The organism is Pseudoalteromonas atlantica, assembly GCA_007988745.1.
Taxonomy (GTDB): domain Bacteria; phylum Pseudomonadota; class Gammaproteobacteria; order Enterobacterales; family Alteromonadaceae; genus Pseudoalteromonas; species Pseudoalteromonas atlantica.
Genome location: BJUT01000025.1, coordinates 15,945 through 35,054, shown reverse-complemented (window position 1 = coordinate 35,054; position 19,110 = coordinate 15,945). Strand labels below are relative to the sequence as shown.

Below are 19,110 nucleotides of genomic sequence, written 5' to 3'. Positions count from 1 at the left end.
CGGGCTTTTTTTATTTGTGCGTATTGATAATTGAATGGTTTTTAGCCTTTATACGGTCTCACTTTTTAGACTCACTTTTACCCCACAAGAGAAACGTATGACGAGCTTAAGGCACTTAGCAGCACCTGCTATATCATTAATGGGCAACTTAAAATATAAAACTAAAATTGGTTTAGTTTTTGGTATTTTATTATTACCCCTTGCGCTTAGTTTGTTTTTTTTAGTCTCTTTATTAAGCGAGAGTATCAGCGTCTCTCAAATGCAAAAACAAGGATTACTGAGCTACAGAGACATTCTTGCAAATCAAATGCAGGGTGGAACCTATAAAAATGTAAAAGTAGCTAAAGCACGTGGTTTTAATGTAAAAGATGAGCAAATAAATGACGTACTTGAGCTGGTTTCAATACAGTCTAATTTAGCCTTAGATAACCAACTTGCGAGTGCTTATGTTAATCGCGCATTAGTTACGCCTATACCTGCGCTTATCATGCAGATAAATGCGACAGCGCAAAGCGCTAATACTGTTCTTACTAACCAGCGTTTTACACCAGAGACTTTTATTGCGCTTTCAAACTTAAGTAAGTCGCTCCCTTTATACCAGCAGCAACTCGATAAAATACTTACAATTGCCACCACGGCCGATGCATCTGTAAATAAAGCACTCACGCCCTCTCTCACTAATTTACATAACGCCATAGCCGCTTTTAAAACAGCCATTGATAAAAAGCTGCTTGAACCAGATGATATACAGCTTACACAAAACGAATTTGCAGGGCTTACCAGCCAAGTGCTTAGTCGTATTAGCCAACTAATTGATAAAAGCATCCCTACCCTTGAATCGCTAATAAATGAAAAACTGAACACGCAACGCTTGACAAGAAACACTGTATTGGCTGCATCATTAATTAGTTTATTGATTGCATTTTACTTAATGGTTGGTTTTTATTTTGCGGTAGTTGATACCATTAATCGCTTTGCCGAAGCTGCGCAAAGTGCAGCAAATGGCGATTTAAATGCGGTTATCAACTCAAGTACTAACGATGAAATGGATATTATTGCAGCGCGATATAACGCACTTCTTAATGCTTTTTCAAAACTTTTAGAGAATGTAAAAGCAAGCACTGTGGAGCTATGTGGCGCCACTAAATCGCTTTCACAGGCAAGCAGCCAAACGAGTAACGATGTTGAAAAACAGCAAATACGGGTAAACGCTATTCATGATGCACTAAGTAATATGGAGCAAAGTGCAGTGAGTGTAGAAGAGTCTGCTAATCAAGCAATGTTAACAGCACAAGATGCCGCGCAGCATGTAAAGCAAGGCTCTAACAACACCATGGAACTTGCCAAATACATGCAAGACCTCCAAGTTGAATTTACCGAAAGCCAACAAGCCTTAGATAGACTAGCTCAAGATAGCCAAGAAATTAGTAAAGTAAGCAAAGGCATTAGCGAAATAGCCGATCAAACTAATTTATTAGCCCTAAACGCAGCAATAGAAGCCGCACGAGCCGGTGAACATGGCCGTGGTTTTGCCGTGGTAGCTGATGAAGTAAGAACCCTTGCACAGCGTACACAAACTCAAACACAAGAAATTCACCAAATTATTAGCTCACTTCAGCAGGCCTCTGACGATACACAACAAAAAATGCGCTCAAGTGTCCAGAAGATGGAACAATCGGTAAACGCCGCCACCGAAACAAACGATATTTTACAAAGTGCAGAGCAAAGCATGGGCGATATAAAACACCAAGGCGAAGAGATAGCACTGCGGGTTAAAGAGCAATCTAACGCAACCACCCAAGCATTAAGTGATGCACAAGAAGTAAGTAACTTAGCAGATCAAACTCTTCTCTCTGCACAATCTACACTGCAAGACGCACAGCAACTTAGTCAGCTCTCTGATGACTTAACTAAATCAATGCAGTTTTTTAAATCTTGAAAATAATAAAAATGCTTTTAAATTACAAAAAACCCTTCGATTAAGAAGGGTTTTTAAGGTTAGTTATTAATAAGTATTAAAAGCGAGCTTCCAAACCTATACGAACGTAACGTGGTGTTTGCCAAGAGTATGCAGCATCATGGTACGCATTTACTTCACCTTCATTTTGCTCATAGTGTTCATTCAGTGATGACTCTGTTTGCGAGTTGAAAATGTTAAATACATTAACCGATGCACGCATGTCGATATCAGATACTGTGAAATCATATGCAGCAGATAAATCTAAGTTAAATACCCAAGGTGTACGGCCATTTGTGCCTCGGCTATGTTTTTCATAGATTTTCTCATCTTGATCACAGTCGCCGTTGCCATTTGTATCCGGACACTCATTAGTATAAATGTAGAAAGTATCACCCCAACCACCATTTAAATTTGGATCGGTAGATGGATAGCCTTGACCAAATAAGCTCTTAGGACGCCCGCTTTGTAAAGTAGCATTCCAGCCTACAGTTAAGTCTTCCATTGGCTCCCAACTACCAAAGAATTTAAATGTATGGCGTCTATCATTAGGTTGATAGCCCTGAGAACCATCCATAACTGCTGGGAAGTCGAAGTCTTGGGTAATACCCGCATCTGCTTGACCAATATCTGATTTAACAGCACCTTCAAAGTTACCTACACTTCTAGCCCATGTATAACCAAACTGATAACGAATAGTGTCAGCTTTATAGTCAAGGCTAAACTCTACAGCGGTGTATTCATTATTTGCTTTAGGTAGGCCTATTGTTTCTGCTGAATAGGTAGTTAAAGAACCACTATCTGGAACACCGTCGTTATTGAATGATGAATCTCCCCAATCGGTTCCATTCCAGTAGTAACCGTCACTGTACCAGCTAGACGAATCGCCAGGGTTTATCATTACGCAGTAAGGGTATGCATATCGCCCACAGTAGTCATCTAATGCTGTTGCAACTTCGCGGTATATACCTTTAACACCTACTGTATATTCATCATTTAAAGCTTGCTGTATACCTATAATATATTCATCTTTAGAGAATGGATCAGCCTCTTGCGCTTGGAAGATATCTTTTTCAGGTATAACCGGTACACCACTCACTTGCTGTGAGTTTTGAATACCACCATTCCCAAGCGTGTCAGCTAATGGCGTTAGGCCTGTTGGTGCGCCAGTTTGTGAATCAACACCAGTATACGTATAAGCTGTGGTTATATCACTAACCCCTGATGCGGCTCTAAAAATAGTATTATTGGCTACGGGTAAGTAATAACGCCCATATGTACCATAAACTTTAGTGTCGCCTGTACCTGTAGGATCCCAAGTGAAGCCTAGTCTAGGTGCAATATCTGTTTCAAAGCTAGTTAGTAACTTACCAGTCGTACCCCAGCTATCAAACTCATCAATACGTAAGCCAACTTTAACTGAGAAATCCTCTGTTACTTGCCACTGATCTTCTATGTAGTAAGCTGTTAACTCTGATTCAAAGCTGCCGCCGCCATCAAAGATACGGTCTTCAACATAGTCAAGCGCGGCACCAGTGTTATTTGTTAGTGCGCCATTATCGGCTTGCCAACTACCATTATCTGCAAGAGTTCTGTAATCATAGCTGTGGCCACCAATAGGACTACTTATATTCTCAGACTTACGCTCTTGGTAATCGATACCAAATGTTATTTCATGGTCATTCCATACATATTCAACATCTAATCGGTATTGGGTATTTTCATCATTATTGGCACCAAAGCTACCGCCTGCACCACAGCCAGTGATTGGATTAGCAGTACCTCGAGAGTCGGTAATAGATGGACAAACCAAGTTTTCTGATTGCGTTTCATATTCTGTTTTAATATTACCAGCCATAGCAGTAACAACTAGGTCTTCGGTTAAAACACCCGTATAACTTAAGCTTTGCGCTTCACCACCACGCTTTAAAATGGCACCATCGATACGATCGCCCACAGTACCGTTATTGTATTCGTACACTGAACGCTCAATATCACGACGATTAGAGTAGGCAAAGTAGCTTAACCTATGGTTTTCATTAATATCCCAATCAAGCTTACCGCCCCAAAATAAATTATCGCCACCAGAAGCTGATTCATTTCGGTATTGATCGTTTGGCGAAAATTCATCTCCACCCCACGTGTATGTAGACTCAGTATCTCTTGGGTTAATTAATCCATAGAAAAACAACGTGTCTTCAATCAGAGGACCACCAGCAGAAATAGTCACATCTGTTTTGCTATCAGTGTCTAAGCTTTCATCTCTAAATATTTGACCTGCGCCATTGTTACCACGAGAAATACTTCCCTCTTCTTGCAAAGAGTCTGGTTGAAATTGCACAACTGCCGCAAATTCCCACTCATTTGTACCACTTTTAGTAGTTGTATTTATGGTACCACCGGTTGCGCGGCCAAATTTGGCAGAGTAACCACCCGTTTTAACTTGGAACTGGTCATAGAACTCAAACGGTACTTCACCACAACCAAGGCCTTGGCGTGTATTAGTAACCTCTAAGCCATTAATATAACATGCATTTTCAGCTACTGATGAGCCACCAAACGACGCAGTATTACCAAAAGCACTGTCTCCTTTAACAGCTCCTGGTGCCAACAATGCAACCGAGGTAAGGTCTCTGTTTATCGGCATACGGTCTATTTCAGCATCTGTAATAACTAGGCCAGAATCGGCAGTTGTTAAATCAATCGAAGAAATACGAGCGCCTAATACTTGAATTACTTCAGGACCGGAATCACTGACTTGTGCTAAATCAAAGCTCGCTTTTGCATTAGCACCTAATGAAACGCGCACACTATCTTCAGCTACAACGGCGCCGTTTTTTAAGATTTGTATTTGATAGCTACCTGAAGGCAATGAAGCAAATCGAAATGAACCGTCTTCAGAAATATTTAATGTTCTTTCTAACCCTGTTGCAGGATTTTTTACTGTTACGGTATACCCTGCTGTAGTAGAAATATTATCGATAGAACCTACAACATCAGATGCCACTGCTGGAAGCGCTACACCTAGTGAAGCGAGAACCGCTATTGCCGTAAGATTTTTTTTGAAAATATTTTTCATACTCTTATCCCTGTTAAGTTTATAATTATTTTTGCACTTTATACAAAATGCATACAGAGGGTAACAAAAGGGTACAAATTGTAAATATGTTAATTAAATAAAGATAAAATAGAAATAAAAATAATTTAAAAACAATAACTTAAATTTATTTTTACATGTTTATTTGTGAAATATAAGATTCTCAATGTTAATTTAAAGAAACAAAAACAGACAATTAATTAACAACAATTCAGTTAATTAAACTATTAACATACTCGTTACAATGATCTTATTTTTAATCTCGCAAAGTGCTACTTTACTCTAATTATACTTACTGCTTTTTAATTTATTTATAAGAAAATAAGCTAATAAAAGTAATTAAAATTTATTTAGTTTCAAATTTTGATTGCTAGATAGTGAAGCAAATATAAAAAAACCGCTGAGTTAGCGGTTTTATTATTAAGGTTTTATTTTATTAGCGTATACACTGCGGCCTAGGCTCAAACTCACTGGCTCTTAGTGGTAACTGAATAACTTTTCCGCATCCGGGCGGTGCTTGTAAACCCGTTCTTTCATTGACGAAAGCCCATCTTATTGATGGCGGGCGTGTATCTGCTATTGCTTCAGGGTTGAGCGGTTTTAAGTAACGTATATAAGCTTCTAACGCGCCCACACTCCCTGTTAAACCGGTGCTTCTATTATCGTCTCTACCAAGCCATGCAACGGTCACTGTGTTTTGATCAAACCCTGCAAACCAACTATCACGTAAATCATTACTAGTGCCTGTTTTACCGGCAAGCTGAATTGATGGAAAGTGTAAGTTTAAACGCTTAGCGGTGCCGTCTTTTGTCACTCGCTTCATGGCATATTTAGTCATATATACAGCGTCTTTTGCAAAGCGCGGCTCAGACTTAACTTTATGCTTATACAAAACGTTACCTACCGAGTCTGTTAGCGCAGATACAGAGGTAAGCTCTCTATACTCGCCATCTGCTGCGATAGTGGTATAAAGCTGGGCAACCTCAAAGCTCGACATTTCTACAGCACCAAGTAGCAGCGAGGGGTATTCATCTATATTACCTTTTGCGCCTAATCCTTTGAGCGTATTTGCTACTTTATCAACACCTACATCTAGGCCTAAATTTACCGCAGGAATATTAATACTGTTACTAAAGGCTTTATAAAGTGGCAATGCACCTCGGTATTGGTGATCAAAGTTCTCAGGTTGCCACACTTTACCTTGCTCATTTGTTACCTGCACAGGGGAGTCATCAAGTAATGTGGCTAAGTTATAATGTGGTAACTGCAGGGCTGTTAAGTACACCGCGGGTTTAACTAAAGAGCCAATATTTCGTTTAGTATCGAGCACTCGGTTAAAACCTGAGTAGCGAACATCGCGCCCCGACACTAAAGCCGACACACCGCCTTTTTCTACATTAACTGAGATCATGGCTGCTTCGAGTTTATCGGTGTTAGGGCGTTTTTCTAAATACGGCAAACTTTTTTGAATGGACTCTTCCATTGCCGTTTGTTTTTGCAAATCAAAGTAAGTAAATACACGCACACCGGCATCTAGTGTTTTTTGATCAGGTAATAACTGCTTAAGCTCACGGTTTACAAGTTCTAAAAACCCAGGGTATGACTTTTGTAAACTTGCTTTCATAGGCGCTATATCAATTGGGCGTTTAAGTGATGCACGGTATTCTTTTGTAGTTAGTAGCTTGTTTTCAACCATTAAGCGCAGTACTAGGTCGCGACGCTCCATAGTGCGCTCTTTATAGCGTCGAGGATTGTAATACGAAGGCCCTTTGACCATCGCTACCAGCAGCGCTATTTGGTCATATTCCAGCTCATCAACAGGCTTTGAAAAATAAAACTCAGAGGCCAAGCCCATGCCATGCACGCCTTGGTTATAAGACTGACCTAGGTAAACTTCATTTAAATAAGCTTCTAAAATCTGATCTTTTGAATAACGGTAATCTAGAATAAGCGCAATAAATGCCTCATTTATTTTTCGCACTAAAGAGCGCTCACGCGTTAGGTATATATTTTTTGCAAGCTGCTGCGTTAAGGTGCTACCACCTTGCACGGTACGCCCTGCTTTAATATTTGAATAAAGCGCGCGCAAAATAGAAAATACCGACACACCATGGTGCTGATAAAAATCCCGATCTTCTACCACTAATAACGTGTCTTTCAACATAGGCGGAAACTTATCAAGCGGTACAAACTCTCTATCTTGCTTTGAATCATTACCAATACGGGCTATTTGCACAGGCTCTAGGCGAGCACTGTTTAGCCGCCTGCCAAATTTATCTTTAATGGTTGCTACCTTTTGCCCCGCAAAACGTAGCTCAATAATGTGCGATTCTTCAAGGCCATCATAAAACTCAAAGTCGCGTCGGTAAATTTTTATGCTATCGGCTTTTTTTACAAACTGCCCCGTGCGGCTTAGCCTATTAACTGATGAATAATTGAGGCGCTCAAGCTCCCACACAACCTCTTGGCTAGATAAAAACTGCCCTGGGTAAAACTCCATTGAGCGTGCGTATACTTGGGCGGGTAACTGCCATTTATTACCTTCAAATATACGTGTTGTTTTCGAATCTAAATAAATAAGATACATGGCCATAGCAATAAAAACAGCTAAGCTCAATTTCCAAAAAACAGACCATGTTTTTCGCATAAATGTGCGTTTAACAACAGTGTTTGACTTTTTTTTAGTCGTTTTTGATTTAGCTTTACGTGGCGAGCTGGTTGCTTTATGTGCACGCTTAGGAGTGGTTTTACTACTGGGTGTTTTTTTGTTGTCAGCCATTTAAGTGTAATTTATTCCAAGGTTTATTCACGAGTGTGAGCTTAGCATATTGGGTATAGCCTAACACCTGAAAAGTTAACCTTCCCTGAAACGAAAAAAAGCCCTACCAAGGTAGGGCTTTGTGAAGACAATGATTAATCTATTTAATATTAGTTACTGCGAACAGATACAAACTCAGGGTAAGCATCAACACCACAATCGTGTTGGTCCATACCGCTTAGCTCTTCTTCTTCGGTTACGCGAATACCCATAGTTTGCTTTAAAATAGCCCACACAATAAATGAAGCTACAAAAACAAAGGCTAAAATAGTCACTAAACCAATAAGCTGTGTTACAAAGTTTGCATCGCCGTTAGATACAGGCACTAACATAATACCCAGCGCGCCACATACACCGTGAACAGAGATAGCACCTACTGGGTCATCAATCTTCGCTTTATCTAGAGCTACAATGCTAAATACAACCAGTGAGCCACCTAAAATACCTAGTAAACACGCCATTAATGGAGATGGTGAAAGTGGGTCTGCTGTAATAACCACTAAACCTGCTAATGCGCCGTTTAGTACCATAGTTAAATCAGCTTTCCCCCACAACACTTTACATACAAACAGTGCAGCAATTGCACCCATTGCAGCAGCAGCGTTAGTGTTAAGTAAAATTTGACCTACAGCTGTTGCATTTTCTTTATCTGAAAGAAGTAATTGCGAACCACCGTTAAAACCAAACCAACCCATCCATAAAATAAACGTACCTAATGTAGCAAGTGGTAGGTTAGAGCCTGGAATTGGGTAAATTTCACCGTTTTTACCGTATTTACCTTTACGAGCGCCAAGTAAAATAACACCTGCTAAAGCAGCTGCAGCACCAGCACCGTGAACAATGGCAGAACCTGCAAAATCTACAAAGCCCATTTCTGATAAGAAACCGCCGCCCCATGTCCAGTAACCTTCAATTGGGTAAATAAAGCCAGTTAAAACAACTGCAAATGCTAAGAAAGCAAATAACTTCATACGTTCAGCCACGGCACCCGATACAATCGACATAGCCGTTGCAACAAATACTACTTGGAAGAAAAAGTCAGATTCTAAAGAGTGGTCAGCATCGGCCGCTTGCGTGCCAATTAATGCGCCAATTGAAGGGATGATGCCGCCTTCAGCGTTGTCTACATACATGATGTTGTAGCCAACCAATAAAAACATGGTACATGCGATAGAATACAGCGCCACGTTTTTAGTTAAAATTTCAGTGGTATTTTTAGAGCGAACTAAACCCGCTTCTAACATGGCAAAACCTGCTGCCATCCACATTACTAGTATACCCGACACCAGAAAATAAAAGGTGTCGAGTGAAAATTTGAGTTCTACAATTGTGTTTTCCATTAATCAGCCCCCTTAAATTGCTTCTTCATCAAGTTCGCCCGTACGAATACGCACAATTTGATCTAAGTCGTACACGAAAATTTTACCGTCACCAATTTTGCCTGTTGATGCAATTTTGGTAATTGCTTCAACTACGCGTTGGCAATTTTCAGTACGAGTAGCAATTTCAAGTTTGATCTTAGGAATAAAATCTACCTGATACTCTGCTCCACGATACAGCTCTGTATGGCCTCGTTGACGTCCAAAACCTTTAACATCAACTACGGTCATCCCTTCAATACCTAAATCAGCGAGCGCTTCACGCACATCATCTAATTTAAATGGTTTTATGATTGCACTAATCATTTTCATAGTGGCCCCCTCGGACGCTTTATTGTTATCCTGTTGGCTTACATAATCCAACCTTTGTGCCACTATTAAAAAACATTTAATATCAATAAGATAATCATGAATAGTAAATTAAAAACAAAAAAAACGCACCATCAAGGTGCGCTTTTTTAACAACTTAGCTACATTGGTGCATCTCCAAAAGTGACGCCCTACTAGCTTGTAATTAATGTTATTTTTTATATTTACACAACACAGTTTCGGCCATTGTTTTTGGCTTCGTAAAGGGCAGCATCAGCGATGCGCATGGCCTGAGTTAAATCAGTGTTTTGAAAATCAGCAACACCAATACTGATGGTGATAGAAAACGGTTTTTCATCGATTAAAAACTCATGTTTAGCGAGTTTTTTTCTAAAGCCTTCTAAGTACTCTCGCCCACGCGCCGTGTCTATATCATCTAATATAATGGCAAACTCTTCGCCGCCCACCCGCGCAACGGTAAACTTAGAAAACGTAGTTTTAATTAACGTGGCTACCTGCTTTAGTGCCTGATCGCCCGCTTCGTGGCCTAAGGTGTCATTAATATTTTTAAAAAAATCTATATCGAGTAATGCAAGCGTATTTTGCTGTTGTTTTTTTAATAGTTGCTCTGCATATTGGTAAAAATAACGGCGGTTATACATACCCGTTAAATAGTCTCTGTAAGCACTTTCTTTAATATCCGCAATCAGTGACAACTGCTCCATTGTTTGCATAACACGACAATGAAACTCTTCATTCATAAATGGCTTTGTTAAAAAGTCGTTGGCACCGTATTTAATAAACCGAGCCGATAACCCATGTTTACCTGCACCCGAAAGCCCGATAATGGCCAAATCATCGCGCCCTCTAAAATTACGCACCGCTTTAACCAGTTCAAAGCCATCCATTAATGGCATCGCATAATCGGTCATGAGCAATTTTATATTAGGGTTACTTTTTATTATTTCGAGTGCTTGCTGACCATCTTGCGCATCGGTTACATCAAATAATTGCTTTTCTAGCATTTGCTTCATTAAGGAGCGGCTTAACACCGAATCATCAGCAACCAAGGCCTTACAGCCTTGATTTCTCAGAAGCTGAGCCACTAACTTGATAGCGTAATGGTATGAATCGCGATTGTCTTTAATTACGTAATCAATAACACCAAGCTCTAGCATTTGTTGGCGCTTATATTCATCAATTTTTGAGGTAAGTACCACAGTAGGAATAGCGTGTGAAAGTGTAAATTTAGCGACCTCGCCATTAGGTGCATCAGGCAAAGTTAAATCAACTAAAGCCAGCGAGTATTTATGTTTCTCAATATAGTCTTGGCATTCATTTAATGACCATGCGAAATCGACAGCGACATCTAAATATTGAGCCGTTAAGTGGCGTAGCACCTGCTGCACTACTTTACTGTCTTCAACCACTAATACTCTTTGCATAAACTTCTCTTTAATCTTGTTATTTTACGTACTTAAACTTGCACTGAAGCGACAAGCTATGAAAAACATCCAGTAAAGTTCTGTTTATGTAGCCAGTAAGTAGGCTAGGTCCATTAATGTAAGCGCAAGGCTTGTATTTAATTCAAATACAAAGCCGACCAAATATACTTGATTTTTTAGCTAAGCTAAACACGCTAGGATAAATTAACCCTAAATAAACAAACACGCCGTGTATAAGTTTAGACTTAACCAGTATTATCGACCATTAATCTCAATACTTTTGTTATTTGTGTGTTTTTTATTTTAAATAGCATCTAAACAAAAATAAGGAACGACAATGAAGCTTGTCCAATTAACTCGTTACACCTTAGCGCTTGCCATCGTATTATTTAGCAGTACTGCAACAGCAGAAAACCAACGAAAAATAGACATTGATAGCCACGTAGTCACTAAGCATAAAGCTAAAATTAATGGTGAACGCTTTAGCTACACAGTTAAAACAGGCACTCAGCCGGTGTGGAGTGATAATGGCGATGCCATTGCCACATTACAATATACCTATTACACACGAGATAAAGTCGATGACACCGCAGCTCGCCCATTACTGATATCGTTTAATGGCGGTCCTGGCTCTGCATCTGTATGGATGCACTTAGCCTATACTGGCCCACGCGTATTAAAAATTGATGACGAAGGCTACCCCATTCAGCCTTATGGCGTAAAAGATAACCCCTACTCAGTATTAGATGTAGCAGATATTGTTTATGTAAATCCGGTAAATACAGGTTATTCACGCGTAGTAGAAAACGCTAAAGGTGAAATGCTTTCGAAAGAGCAACAAAAAGAGCACTTTTTTGGTGTGAATGCCGACATAAAATACTTAGCTGAATGGCTAAATACCTTTGTTAACCGAAACGAGCGCTGGCGCTCACCTAAGTTTTTAATTGGAGAAAGCTACGGCACTACTCGTGTATCAGGCCTTGCCCATGAACTACAAAACAGTCAATGGATGTACATTAATGGGGTGGTTTTAGTATCGCCGACCGATATTGGTATAAAACGCGACGGTCCTATAAAAGCGGCTAATCGCTTACCTTATTTTGCTGCAACTGCGTGGTATCACAAAGCACTGAATAAAAACTTGCAAGAAAAAGATCTCAATGAACTTTTACCCGAAGTAGAACAGTTCACTATTAATGAGCTTATTCCTGCCCTCGCGAAAGGTGGCTTTATCGATGCCGATAAAAAACGCCAAATAATAAAGAAGATGGCCGAATATGCTGGTCTTTCAGAGCAGTTTGTAGCGCAAAACAACTTAGATATTCCCACTCGATTTTTTTGGAAAGAACTTTTACGTGAGCGCGGACAAACTGTCGGACGTCTAGATTCGCGCTATTTAGGTATTGATAAACGCGATGCTGGCGAATCACCTGATTACTGGGCTGAGCTTACCTCTTGGCTGCACTCATTTACGCCTGCAATTAACTATTACCTGCGTGAAGAGCTCAACTATAAAACGGATGTTAAATACAACTTATTTGGCAATGTTCACCCATGGGATCGTAGTAAAAATAATACCGGCGAAAACTTACGTTTAGCGATGGCGCAAAACCCGTATTTAAACGTCATGATTCAAGCGGGTTACTACGATGGCGCAACAAATTACTTTGATGCTAAATACACGTTATGGCAGCTTGACCCAAGTGGAAAAATGAAAGATAGGTTAAGCTTTAAAGGGTACCGCAGCGGCCATATGATGTACCTACGACATGAAGATCTTAAGCTTTCAAATAACGATTTACGCGACTTCATTTTAAGCTCCCTACCCGCTAAAGGGCAGGCCGCTAAATATTAATTAAAAGGGCCATTACATGAGGCATTAAGAAGATGCCTCATGTTTATTACAGTACACTTTTAACTGTGTAACCACTTCATTAAATCCTGTTTGTAGTGCAAATAATAACGCTTCATCGACCTTATTTTGCGCGGCTAAGCTTTCTATCTGCTGGCAGGTATCACTTAACTTTAACGCTGCAACCGATTTAGCAGATGACTTTAAACCATGCGCCTGAAAAGATAAATCGGCATAATTTAAACTATGTGTATATGCTTCAATTAATTTAACTTGCTCATAAGCGGTCTGTAAAAACGCCTGAAAGACTAAACAATGTACATGCGTATCTTTTCCTAACATCGAAAACAATAAAGGCATATCTAATTGACTGTACATAGAGCTTGCTTGCGCTGTTATTTGCAGCGGCTGTGTATGCGAGGGAACAATGTCTTGCGAGTGTTTCATTAGCAGTGCTTTTAGGCTTTCAAGCTCTATCGGTTTAGTTAAAAAACCGTTCATCCCAGCGCTGTGACAATCCTGTATGTTTTTTTCCATTATATTGGCAGTAACAGCAATAATTATTAGCTCATTGAACTGTGTGTTTTTTCGGATTTTTTTAGCCAATTCAAGGCCATTTAGCAACGGCATTTGAATATCAGTAAGTAGCATATCGAAGGACTTATCTTGGAGCATTTGCCAGGCCTGTTCACCATTATTTGCAAACGTTGAATTAACACCAAGCATGGTCAGTTGCTGCTTTAAAACCTGCTGATTAGTCAGTTGATCTTCTGCCACCAGCACATTTAATACTGGGAGTTTACCTGTGGCGGAGTCTGCGGGCTCACTGCTGGGGTGATTTATCGGTTCATCAGCTTGTATAGTGGTTAAAGCGCTTTCTTTAAAACTATTAAAGCTAATGGTAAAGCACGCGCCTTTATTTATTTGGCTATTTACTTGTAGCTGCCCTTGCATACGCTCTACAAGCTCTTTAGTAATAACTAAACCTATGCCCGTACCATGTGTTTTACTGGTCTCTGCCCCTAGTCTATCAAAGGGTTTAAAAAGCCTTAAAATATCATCTTCTGAAAAACCGCACCCTGTATCTTCAATATCAATATTACAGCGGCTTGAATCAGCAATCTCGCAACGTATATCTATTTTACCTCGCACTTTGTTATATTTTATTGCGTTGGAAAGTAAATTAAGCAGTACCTGTTTAAAACGGCGCTTATCTACATATAAGTAAATACCTTCTAGGGAGTCAATATTGTGAGTATCTATAGTAACAAGCTCAACTCTGGCAAGTTCGCTCACCATTTCAATACTATGCTGTAGCATGTCTTTCACGGAGGCATATTCAAAATTAAACTGCATATTCCCCGACTCAATAGAAGTTAAATCTAGCACGTCGTTTATTAGTAAAAGTAAATGCTCCCCAGCTTGGTAAATACTTTGCGCATTGTCTTTGTGTACCTCGGTTGCTTTACTGTCATATTGATAAAGCTGCGCTAACCCTAAAATCGCATTTAACGGCGTTCTAAGCTCATGGCTCATACTCGCCATAAAGTCAGACTTAGCCTTACTGGCCGACTCGGCTTGAATTCTCAGCGCGTTTACTTTTTGATGATTAGTAGCAACCTCACCGGCCATTTTATTAAATGCATTTATGACGCTGCCAATCTCATTTTTTTGCTGAACGCTAACGTGGCAATCAAAGTTCCCTTTAGCCAGTTTAGAAAAGGCGACTTCGAGCGCCCGTAAAGGGCTGGTAATTCTATAATCGACCAACCAAGCTAAGCCAATAAAAAACACTACAAGTATAAAAAACTGAATATAAATTAACGTGTAATGTAGCTTGGCCGCTTCGTTTATTTCGTCTTCAAAATTAACGACTAACGTTATTTCAGCCAAAGGTTTATCTAAAAAAGTAATGTGCTCATTTAACGTAACATTGCCCTGCTGCGCTAACAGCTGCCACTCATCTAAAGGGTATAACTGATTACCTGTAGTCGGCTCTACTACTCTAATTGCTTTCCAATTAGGGTTTGTATTAAGTTGCGCGTCTATTTGCTCATAAAGCTGTGCGTATTGGCGAGTTAATAAAGGGGTTTTTATTGATGTGGATAGTTGCTGTAAAGAGCGCTGCGCTGCGCTAGAAAGGCCATTGTTTACCCACCTAGCTTGCTCTGGCAAAGCGTAAAAAATAAATAAGCATATTAATAAAAAGCCAAATGCCATTACCGCAATAAAGCTTTGAACCCTTAGGCTGCGCCACCAGTTAATTTTCAACATAAAACGAGCGTAAACCCCATTGCGTTAATTGTTTATAATCGTCAATGCTTGCTTTGCTTGGGTTAATTATAGGAACACCCGCTAGTAAGTGTTTTTGTTTAGGGTCGCTCCCTATTTCTATAATTGCTTGTTGAACTTGCGCTTGTACCTGATTATTTACTCTAGGGTGAACCACAATGGGGTGGCGGCTAACTTTCCGCGTTTTGTAAATAACTTTTAGCTTTTGCTGCAAATTTTGAGGCTGTTGCTTTAATGTGCCCATTACCCCGCCGCCGGCAGGTGTTGCGTTAAGTGCCACGTTTAAATAAACAGATGAGTGCGTTTGTACATACACAGGCTTTATTGTTAAGCCATACAATAGGGCAAGCTCCGCCCGCATTAATAAAGAAGCGCCTAATGCATTAGGCGCAGGAAAAGCAATTTCGGCGCCTCCAAGCTGCTTAACGGATTCAATATTACTGTTTTTATTGACCACTAATACGCCTTGCAAATGGCGCGCAGCATCTTTCACTATAGGTAAATAGCCTTGCTTGTCGTAAGCAATCACACTATGCCATGGGTTCATATAAGCAAAATCGTAATCGCCATCTGCAAACCCTTGCTCAAAAACCGGGATTGATTCCACGGTAACAAGCTTTAGTTGCACGCCTGTTTTTTCGGTTACTTTATTAAGAAAGGGCTGCCATATTGCAGTGAGTTTTTGAGGCTCATATTGCGGAACTACACCAAAAGTAAAGGTTTGAGCATAGCCACCCATACTATTGAATAAAAAAAGCAAAACAACACTACACTTCATATTAGTCTTACCGTTGTATGTTTATGACTATAAGCATAGTTAACGAGTGACTAACGCACCATTTTTATTACGTAGAAATTAAGAGGTTATTTAATTTAGGAGGTTTAAGAAAGTTTCAACAAAAAGATAAAAGCAGGTGCCCATACACACACCTGCTTAAATATATTACTGCCAGTACGGCTCTATATCAAAAGACGCTAAACGGCTTTGCTCCATTGCACTGACTAAGTAATCTGACTTTTGATCTAGCCACTGTTGAATTTTAGCCAATTGCTCGTCTTCTTGCCCGCCGCAAAGCTGCTTTAAATATTCCAGCGTGCTGAGCTCGTACATACCATGAGAAATATCCAGCCACGGCAGTCTAAATTCTAAGCGCTCTTCTTTGTCAAACAATGACCCTAAGCAATTACCGCTTAATAAGCTGTTTTCTAGTTGGGTGCGTAAGCTTAAATAATCTTGTGCTGTAAGCGTTTGCTCTTTAGGAAGTAGCTTATCTAAATTTTGCCAATCTTTATTAAATAAACGTTTAGCAATTTTAGCTACTGGCTGCTCTGCCGCCTGTAGTTGAGTTTGCCCCCAAAACTTACGCCATTGTTTATCTACCAACCAGGTAGTTAACGACAGCAATAAACGGTTGTATCGCGCGCTTTGAAACAAAGCATTAATATCATCAATGCTTGGCTGTAGCTCTTTTAAATCGTTAATAACTTGCGCTAATGCAGGCGCTGCATTTATTTTTTTATAAAATGCATGGCGTTTAGATGTATAAGTTTTTAGCTGAATTGCATTTTCAACCCAGGCTAATTCACTTAACAGCCACTTTAACTCTGTTCTTAATTGCTCAGTACTGTCTTTACTTACAATATCGTCAAACAACCAAAAATTATGCCTAATTAAGCTAATGCCATCAGTCACACGTTTGAGCGTTTTTAAACTTGGTTTGTCAAAATAACACTGCTCATGTTTTTGCACAAAACGAATACCAAAATTCATGGCCTCTATTAGTGCTTGCTCTTGAGTTGCTTGTTTTTTTAATTTTACAAACCCAATAGACTTACTTGGTTTAAGCGGTGTTTCATCGGCTAGTCGATAGCCTCTAGCTGCTTTTGAATAAAGCCCTAAACGAATACAGTTTTGGCTAACAAGTTTATCTGCCAAAGCAAATAGCTCGTCTCTGTTGCCCTCAACAAGCTCTATTTCTAGCTCGCTAATAATATCAACCTTACCCGATGCTGCTATTTCGCCTTTATCTAGCACGACTTCAATTTTTGCGCCATTTGGGGTTTCTATTAACCAGGTACGACGAATAAAGTTAGTGCTAAAAATAGGATATAAATTATCGCTAATAGCATTCACTTGCATACCATGAGGCCAAATAGCATTATTAAATGCTAATAAATCAGGACGGCTTGATTCAATTGGTAAGTTGTATTCAGGACGTTGGTGTAGCCCGCCCACAACTTCGCCAGCAAGCTTTATTGTTTGTTCGCATTTACTGTCAGCACAGCGGGTTCTAAAACCTATATCAAGGGCTCTTAGCTCTCTACTTGGGGTATCGTAATAGGCATTTTGCAAACTACGTGAAGGTTTATTAATAACCGTTTTAGCAAATTGTGTGATTAGCGAGGGGATCAGTGGAACAACGGCATCTGATACCAAAAACTTCAGTTCTATCTCAGTATCCATTAGGGTTGAGGATTACCTTTAAAATAAATAAGTGCTCAAAATAAACAAAGCCACCTCATTTTGCAAATTTTTTAACCTTTTTGGCTGAGCAACGCCCGCACTGGGTTACAATATCAACCTTGCTATTAACGCGTTTAATCCATACTATCTCACTACTTATGTGAAAATCTCAATCACAACCACAACGGACACGGATAGACTAACAAGGTAGATAAATGCTAAAACACTGTTTACTAGGGCTACTTTTAACAGCCACCTCGTTTATAAGCCAAGCACAAGAAGCTCAAACAGCCAATTCATCAGATGCAAATTCAGCTTATATAATCGATAATCTATATACCTTTATGCGCTCTGGCGCAGGTAAAAACTACCGCTTACTTGGCTCTGTAGATGCGGGTACTAAATTAACCGTGCTATCAAAAGAAGAAAACGGCTTTATAAAAATAAAAGACGATAAAGACCGTGAAGGTTGGGTTGAGTCTAAATTTATATCGCAAACGCCAGGGCTTCATCAGCAGTATCAAACACTCAGTAGCGAAATGAGCACAGTGCAAAACAAACTACGCCAAGCACAAGTTGAGCTACCTCAGTTACAAGAACATAATCAAAGCTTAACTAATCAAAACAAATTGCTTAATCAACAAATTACTGAGCTGCAAACAACACTTGAACAAGAGCGTGCTCAAAAACAAGCTGCCACTGCAAAAGAAAAACGCCAACTACTTACTTATGGTGGCGCTATTGCTTTTATAGGTTTGTTTTTAGGTATTATACTTACCGTTGTACTTTCGCGCCGTAAGCGCTACGAAGGGTGGGCTTAATTAACCTAAACCTTGGTTAACTAAGTTTAATAGCCGCAGGCTAATCATTAAAAAAGCACCCTTAGGTGCTTTTTTAATGTGTGTGTAATGTATTGCAATAAGCATTTGGTTTTTAAACATCCAAACGTAAACCAGGATCCTGCTTAATTTTTTCTATTACCATGTAAGTATGGTGAGTACCTACTCCCGGAATATCGACCAAGTCTCCTAGCACCTGTCGATACTCATCCATATCCGAGACCCTAATTTTTAGCAGGTAGTCGTACCCTCCCGCTACCATATCGCACTCTACAACTTGCTCAATTTTAAGTATATGCTCTTTAAATACTTTAAAAACAGCCGTGTTAGATGTCACCAGCGATACTTGCACATGCGCTACTAAGCTCTGATTCAGCTTTTGTTCGCTAAGCTTTGCAAAGTACCCTTCTATATAGCCTTCTTGCTCTAAACGTTTTACACGGTCAAGGCATGGACTAGGACTTAAATTAACCTGTTTTGCTAGGTTAACATTAGAAATTCTGCCGTTCTTTTGAAGAACGTCTAATATTGCTAAATCGATACGATCAAGCAGGCGTAATCTATTTGGACTTGTCATACAGAATTTTATACGGATAAGTTGAAAATATGCCCTGTAAATTATCGTAAATCGTGAAATTTAACCAGCATATTCTGCTGA

Annotated in this window: 12 protein-coding genes; 3 read left to right on the top strand and 9 right to left on the bottom strand. The window is 39.7% G+C overall.

Annotated features, from left to right (window positions below; all coding sequences use genetic code 11):
* Positions 1–97 precede the first annotated feature (97 nt).
* Positions 98–1,939 carry a methyl-accepting chemotaxis protein gene (locus PAT01_RS11585; protein WP_138578315.1) on the top strand — a complete coding sequence of 614 codons (1,842 nt, stop codon included), beginning with the start codon at positions 98–100 and terminating at the stop codon, positions 1,937–1,939.
* A 76-nt stretch (positions 1,940–2,015) separates the two neighbouring features.
* On the opposite strand, the gene PAT01_RS11580 is transcribed toward PAT01_RS11585, so the two are convergent.
* The 5 genes from PAT01_RS11580 to PAT01_RS11560 form a co-directional block, all read right to left on the bottom strand.
* Positions 2,016–5,036, bottom strand: coding sequence for a TonB-dependent receptor (locus tag PAT01_RS11580; RefSeq protein WP_024034306.1), 3,021 nt, complete (start codon positions 5,034–5,036; stop codon positions 2,016–2,018).
* 454 nt (positions 5,037–5,490) lie between these two features.
* Complete coding sequence (mrcB, locus tag PAT01_RS11575; protein ID WP_154945527.1) at positions 5,491–7,833, bottom strand: penicillin-binding protein 1B; 2,343 nt, start codon at positions 7,831–7,833, stop codon at positions 5,491–5,493.
* 149 nt (positions 7,834–7,982) lie between these two features.
* On the bottom strand, positions 7,983–9,212 hold the full coding sequence (locus PAT01_RS11570) for an ammonium transporter (protein ID WP_154945526.1): 1,230 nt from the start codon (positions 9,210–9,212) through the stop codon (positions 7,983–7,985).
* Positions 9,213–9,224: 12 nt separating this feature from the next.
* Positions 9,225–9,563, bottom strand: a complete 339-nt coding sequence (locus PAT01_RS11565) for a P-II family nitrogen regulator (protein WP_004587162.1) — start codon at positions 9,561–9,563, stop codon at positions 9,225–9,227.
* Between the two features lie 221 nt (positions 9,564–9,784).
* On the bottom strand, positions 9,785–11,005 hold the full coding sequence (locus PAT01_RS11560) for a GGDEF domain-containing response regulator (RefSeq protein ID WP_029773860.1): 1,221 nt from the start codon (positions 11,003–11,005) through the stop codon (positions 9,785–9,787).
* Between the two features lie 337 nt (positions 11,006–11,342).
* Between PAT01_RS11560 and PAT01_RS11555 the strand changes: the two genes are divergently transcribed.
* Complete coding sequence (locus PAT01_RS11555) at positions 11,343–12,860, top strand: S10 family peptidase (RefSeq protein ID WP_154945525.1); 1,518 nt, start codon at positions 11,343–11,345, stop codon at positions 12,858–12,860.
* A 24-nt stretch (positions 12,861–12,884) separates the two neighbouring features.
* On the opposite strand, the gene PAT01_RS11550 is transcribed toward PAT01_RS11555, so the two are convergent.
* From PAT01_RS11550 to PAT01_RS11540, 3 genes are all read right to left on the bottom strand, one after another.
* Positions 12,885–15,131: an ATP-binding protein gene (locus PAT01_RS11550; RefSeq protein ID WP_154945524.1), complete on the bottom strand. Its 2,247-nt coding sequence runs from the start codon at positions 15,129–15,131 to the stop codon at positions 12,885–12,887.
* Positions 15,118–15,927, bottom strand: coding sequence for a phosphate/phosphite/phosphonate ABC transporter substrate-binding protein (locus tag PAT01_RS11545; RefSeq protein ID WP_154945523.1), 810 nt, complete (start codon positions 15,925–15,927; stop codon positions 15,118–15,120). The genes PAT01_RS11550 and PAT01_RS11545 overlap by 14 nt, the downstream gene beginning before the upstream one ends.
* 165 nt (positions 15,928–16,092) lie before the next feature.
* Positions 16,093–17,613, bottom strand: a complete 1,521-nt coding sequence (locus PAT01_RS11540; RefSeq protein ID WP_024034312.1) for a CYTH and CHAD domain-containing protein — start codon at positions 17,611–17,613, stop codon at positions 16,093–16,095.
* A gap of 215 nt (positions 17,614–17,828) precedes the next feature.
* Here PAT01_RS11540 and PAT01_RS11535 point away from each other — a divergent pair, with 215 nt between their 5' ends.
* A complete protein-coding gene (locus PAT01_RS11535; RefSeq protein ID WP_024034313.1) occupies positions 17,829–18,434 on the top strand; it encodes a TIGR04211 family SH3 domain-containing protein in 606 nt (201 codons plus the stop codon).
* A gap of 112 nt (positions 18,435–18,546) precedes the next feature.
* On the opposite strand, the gene PAT01_RS11530 is transcribed toward PAT01_RS11535, so the two are convergent.
* Positions 18,547–19,029, bottom strand: coding sequence for a winged helix-turn-helix transcriptional regulator (locus tag PAT01_RS11530; RefSeq protein ID WP_004587169.1), 483 nt, complete (start codon positions 19,027–19,029; stop codon positions 18,547–18,549).
* Positions 19,030–19,110: the final 81 nt, after the last annotated feature.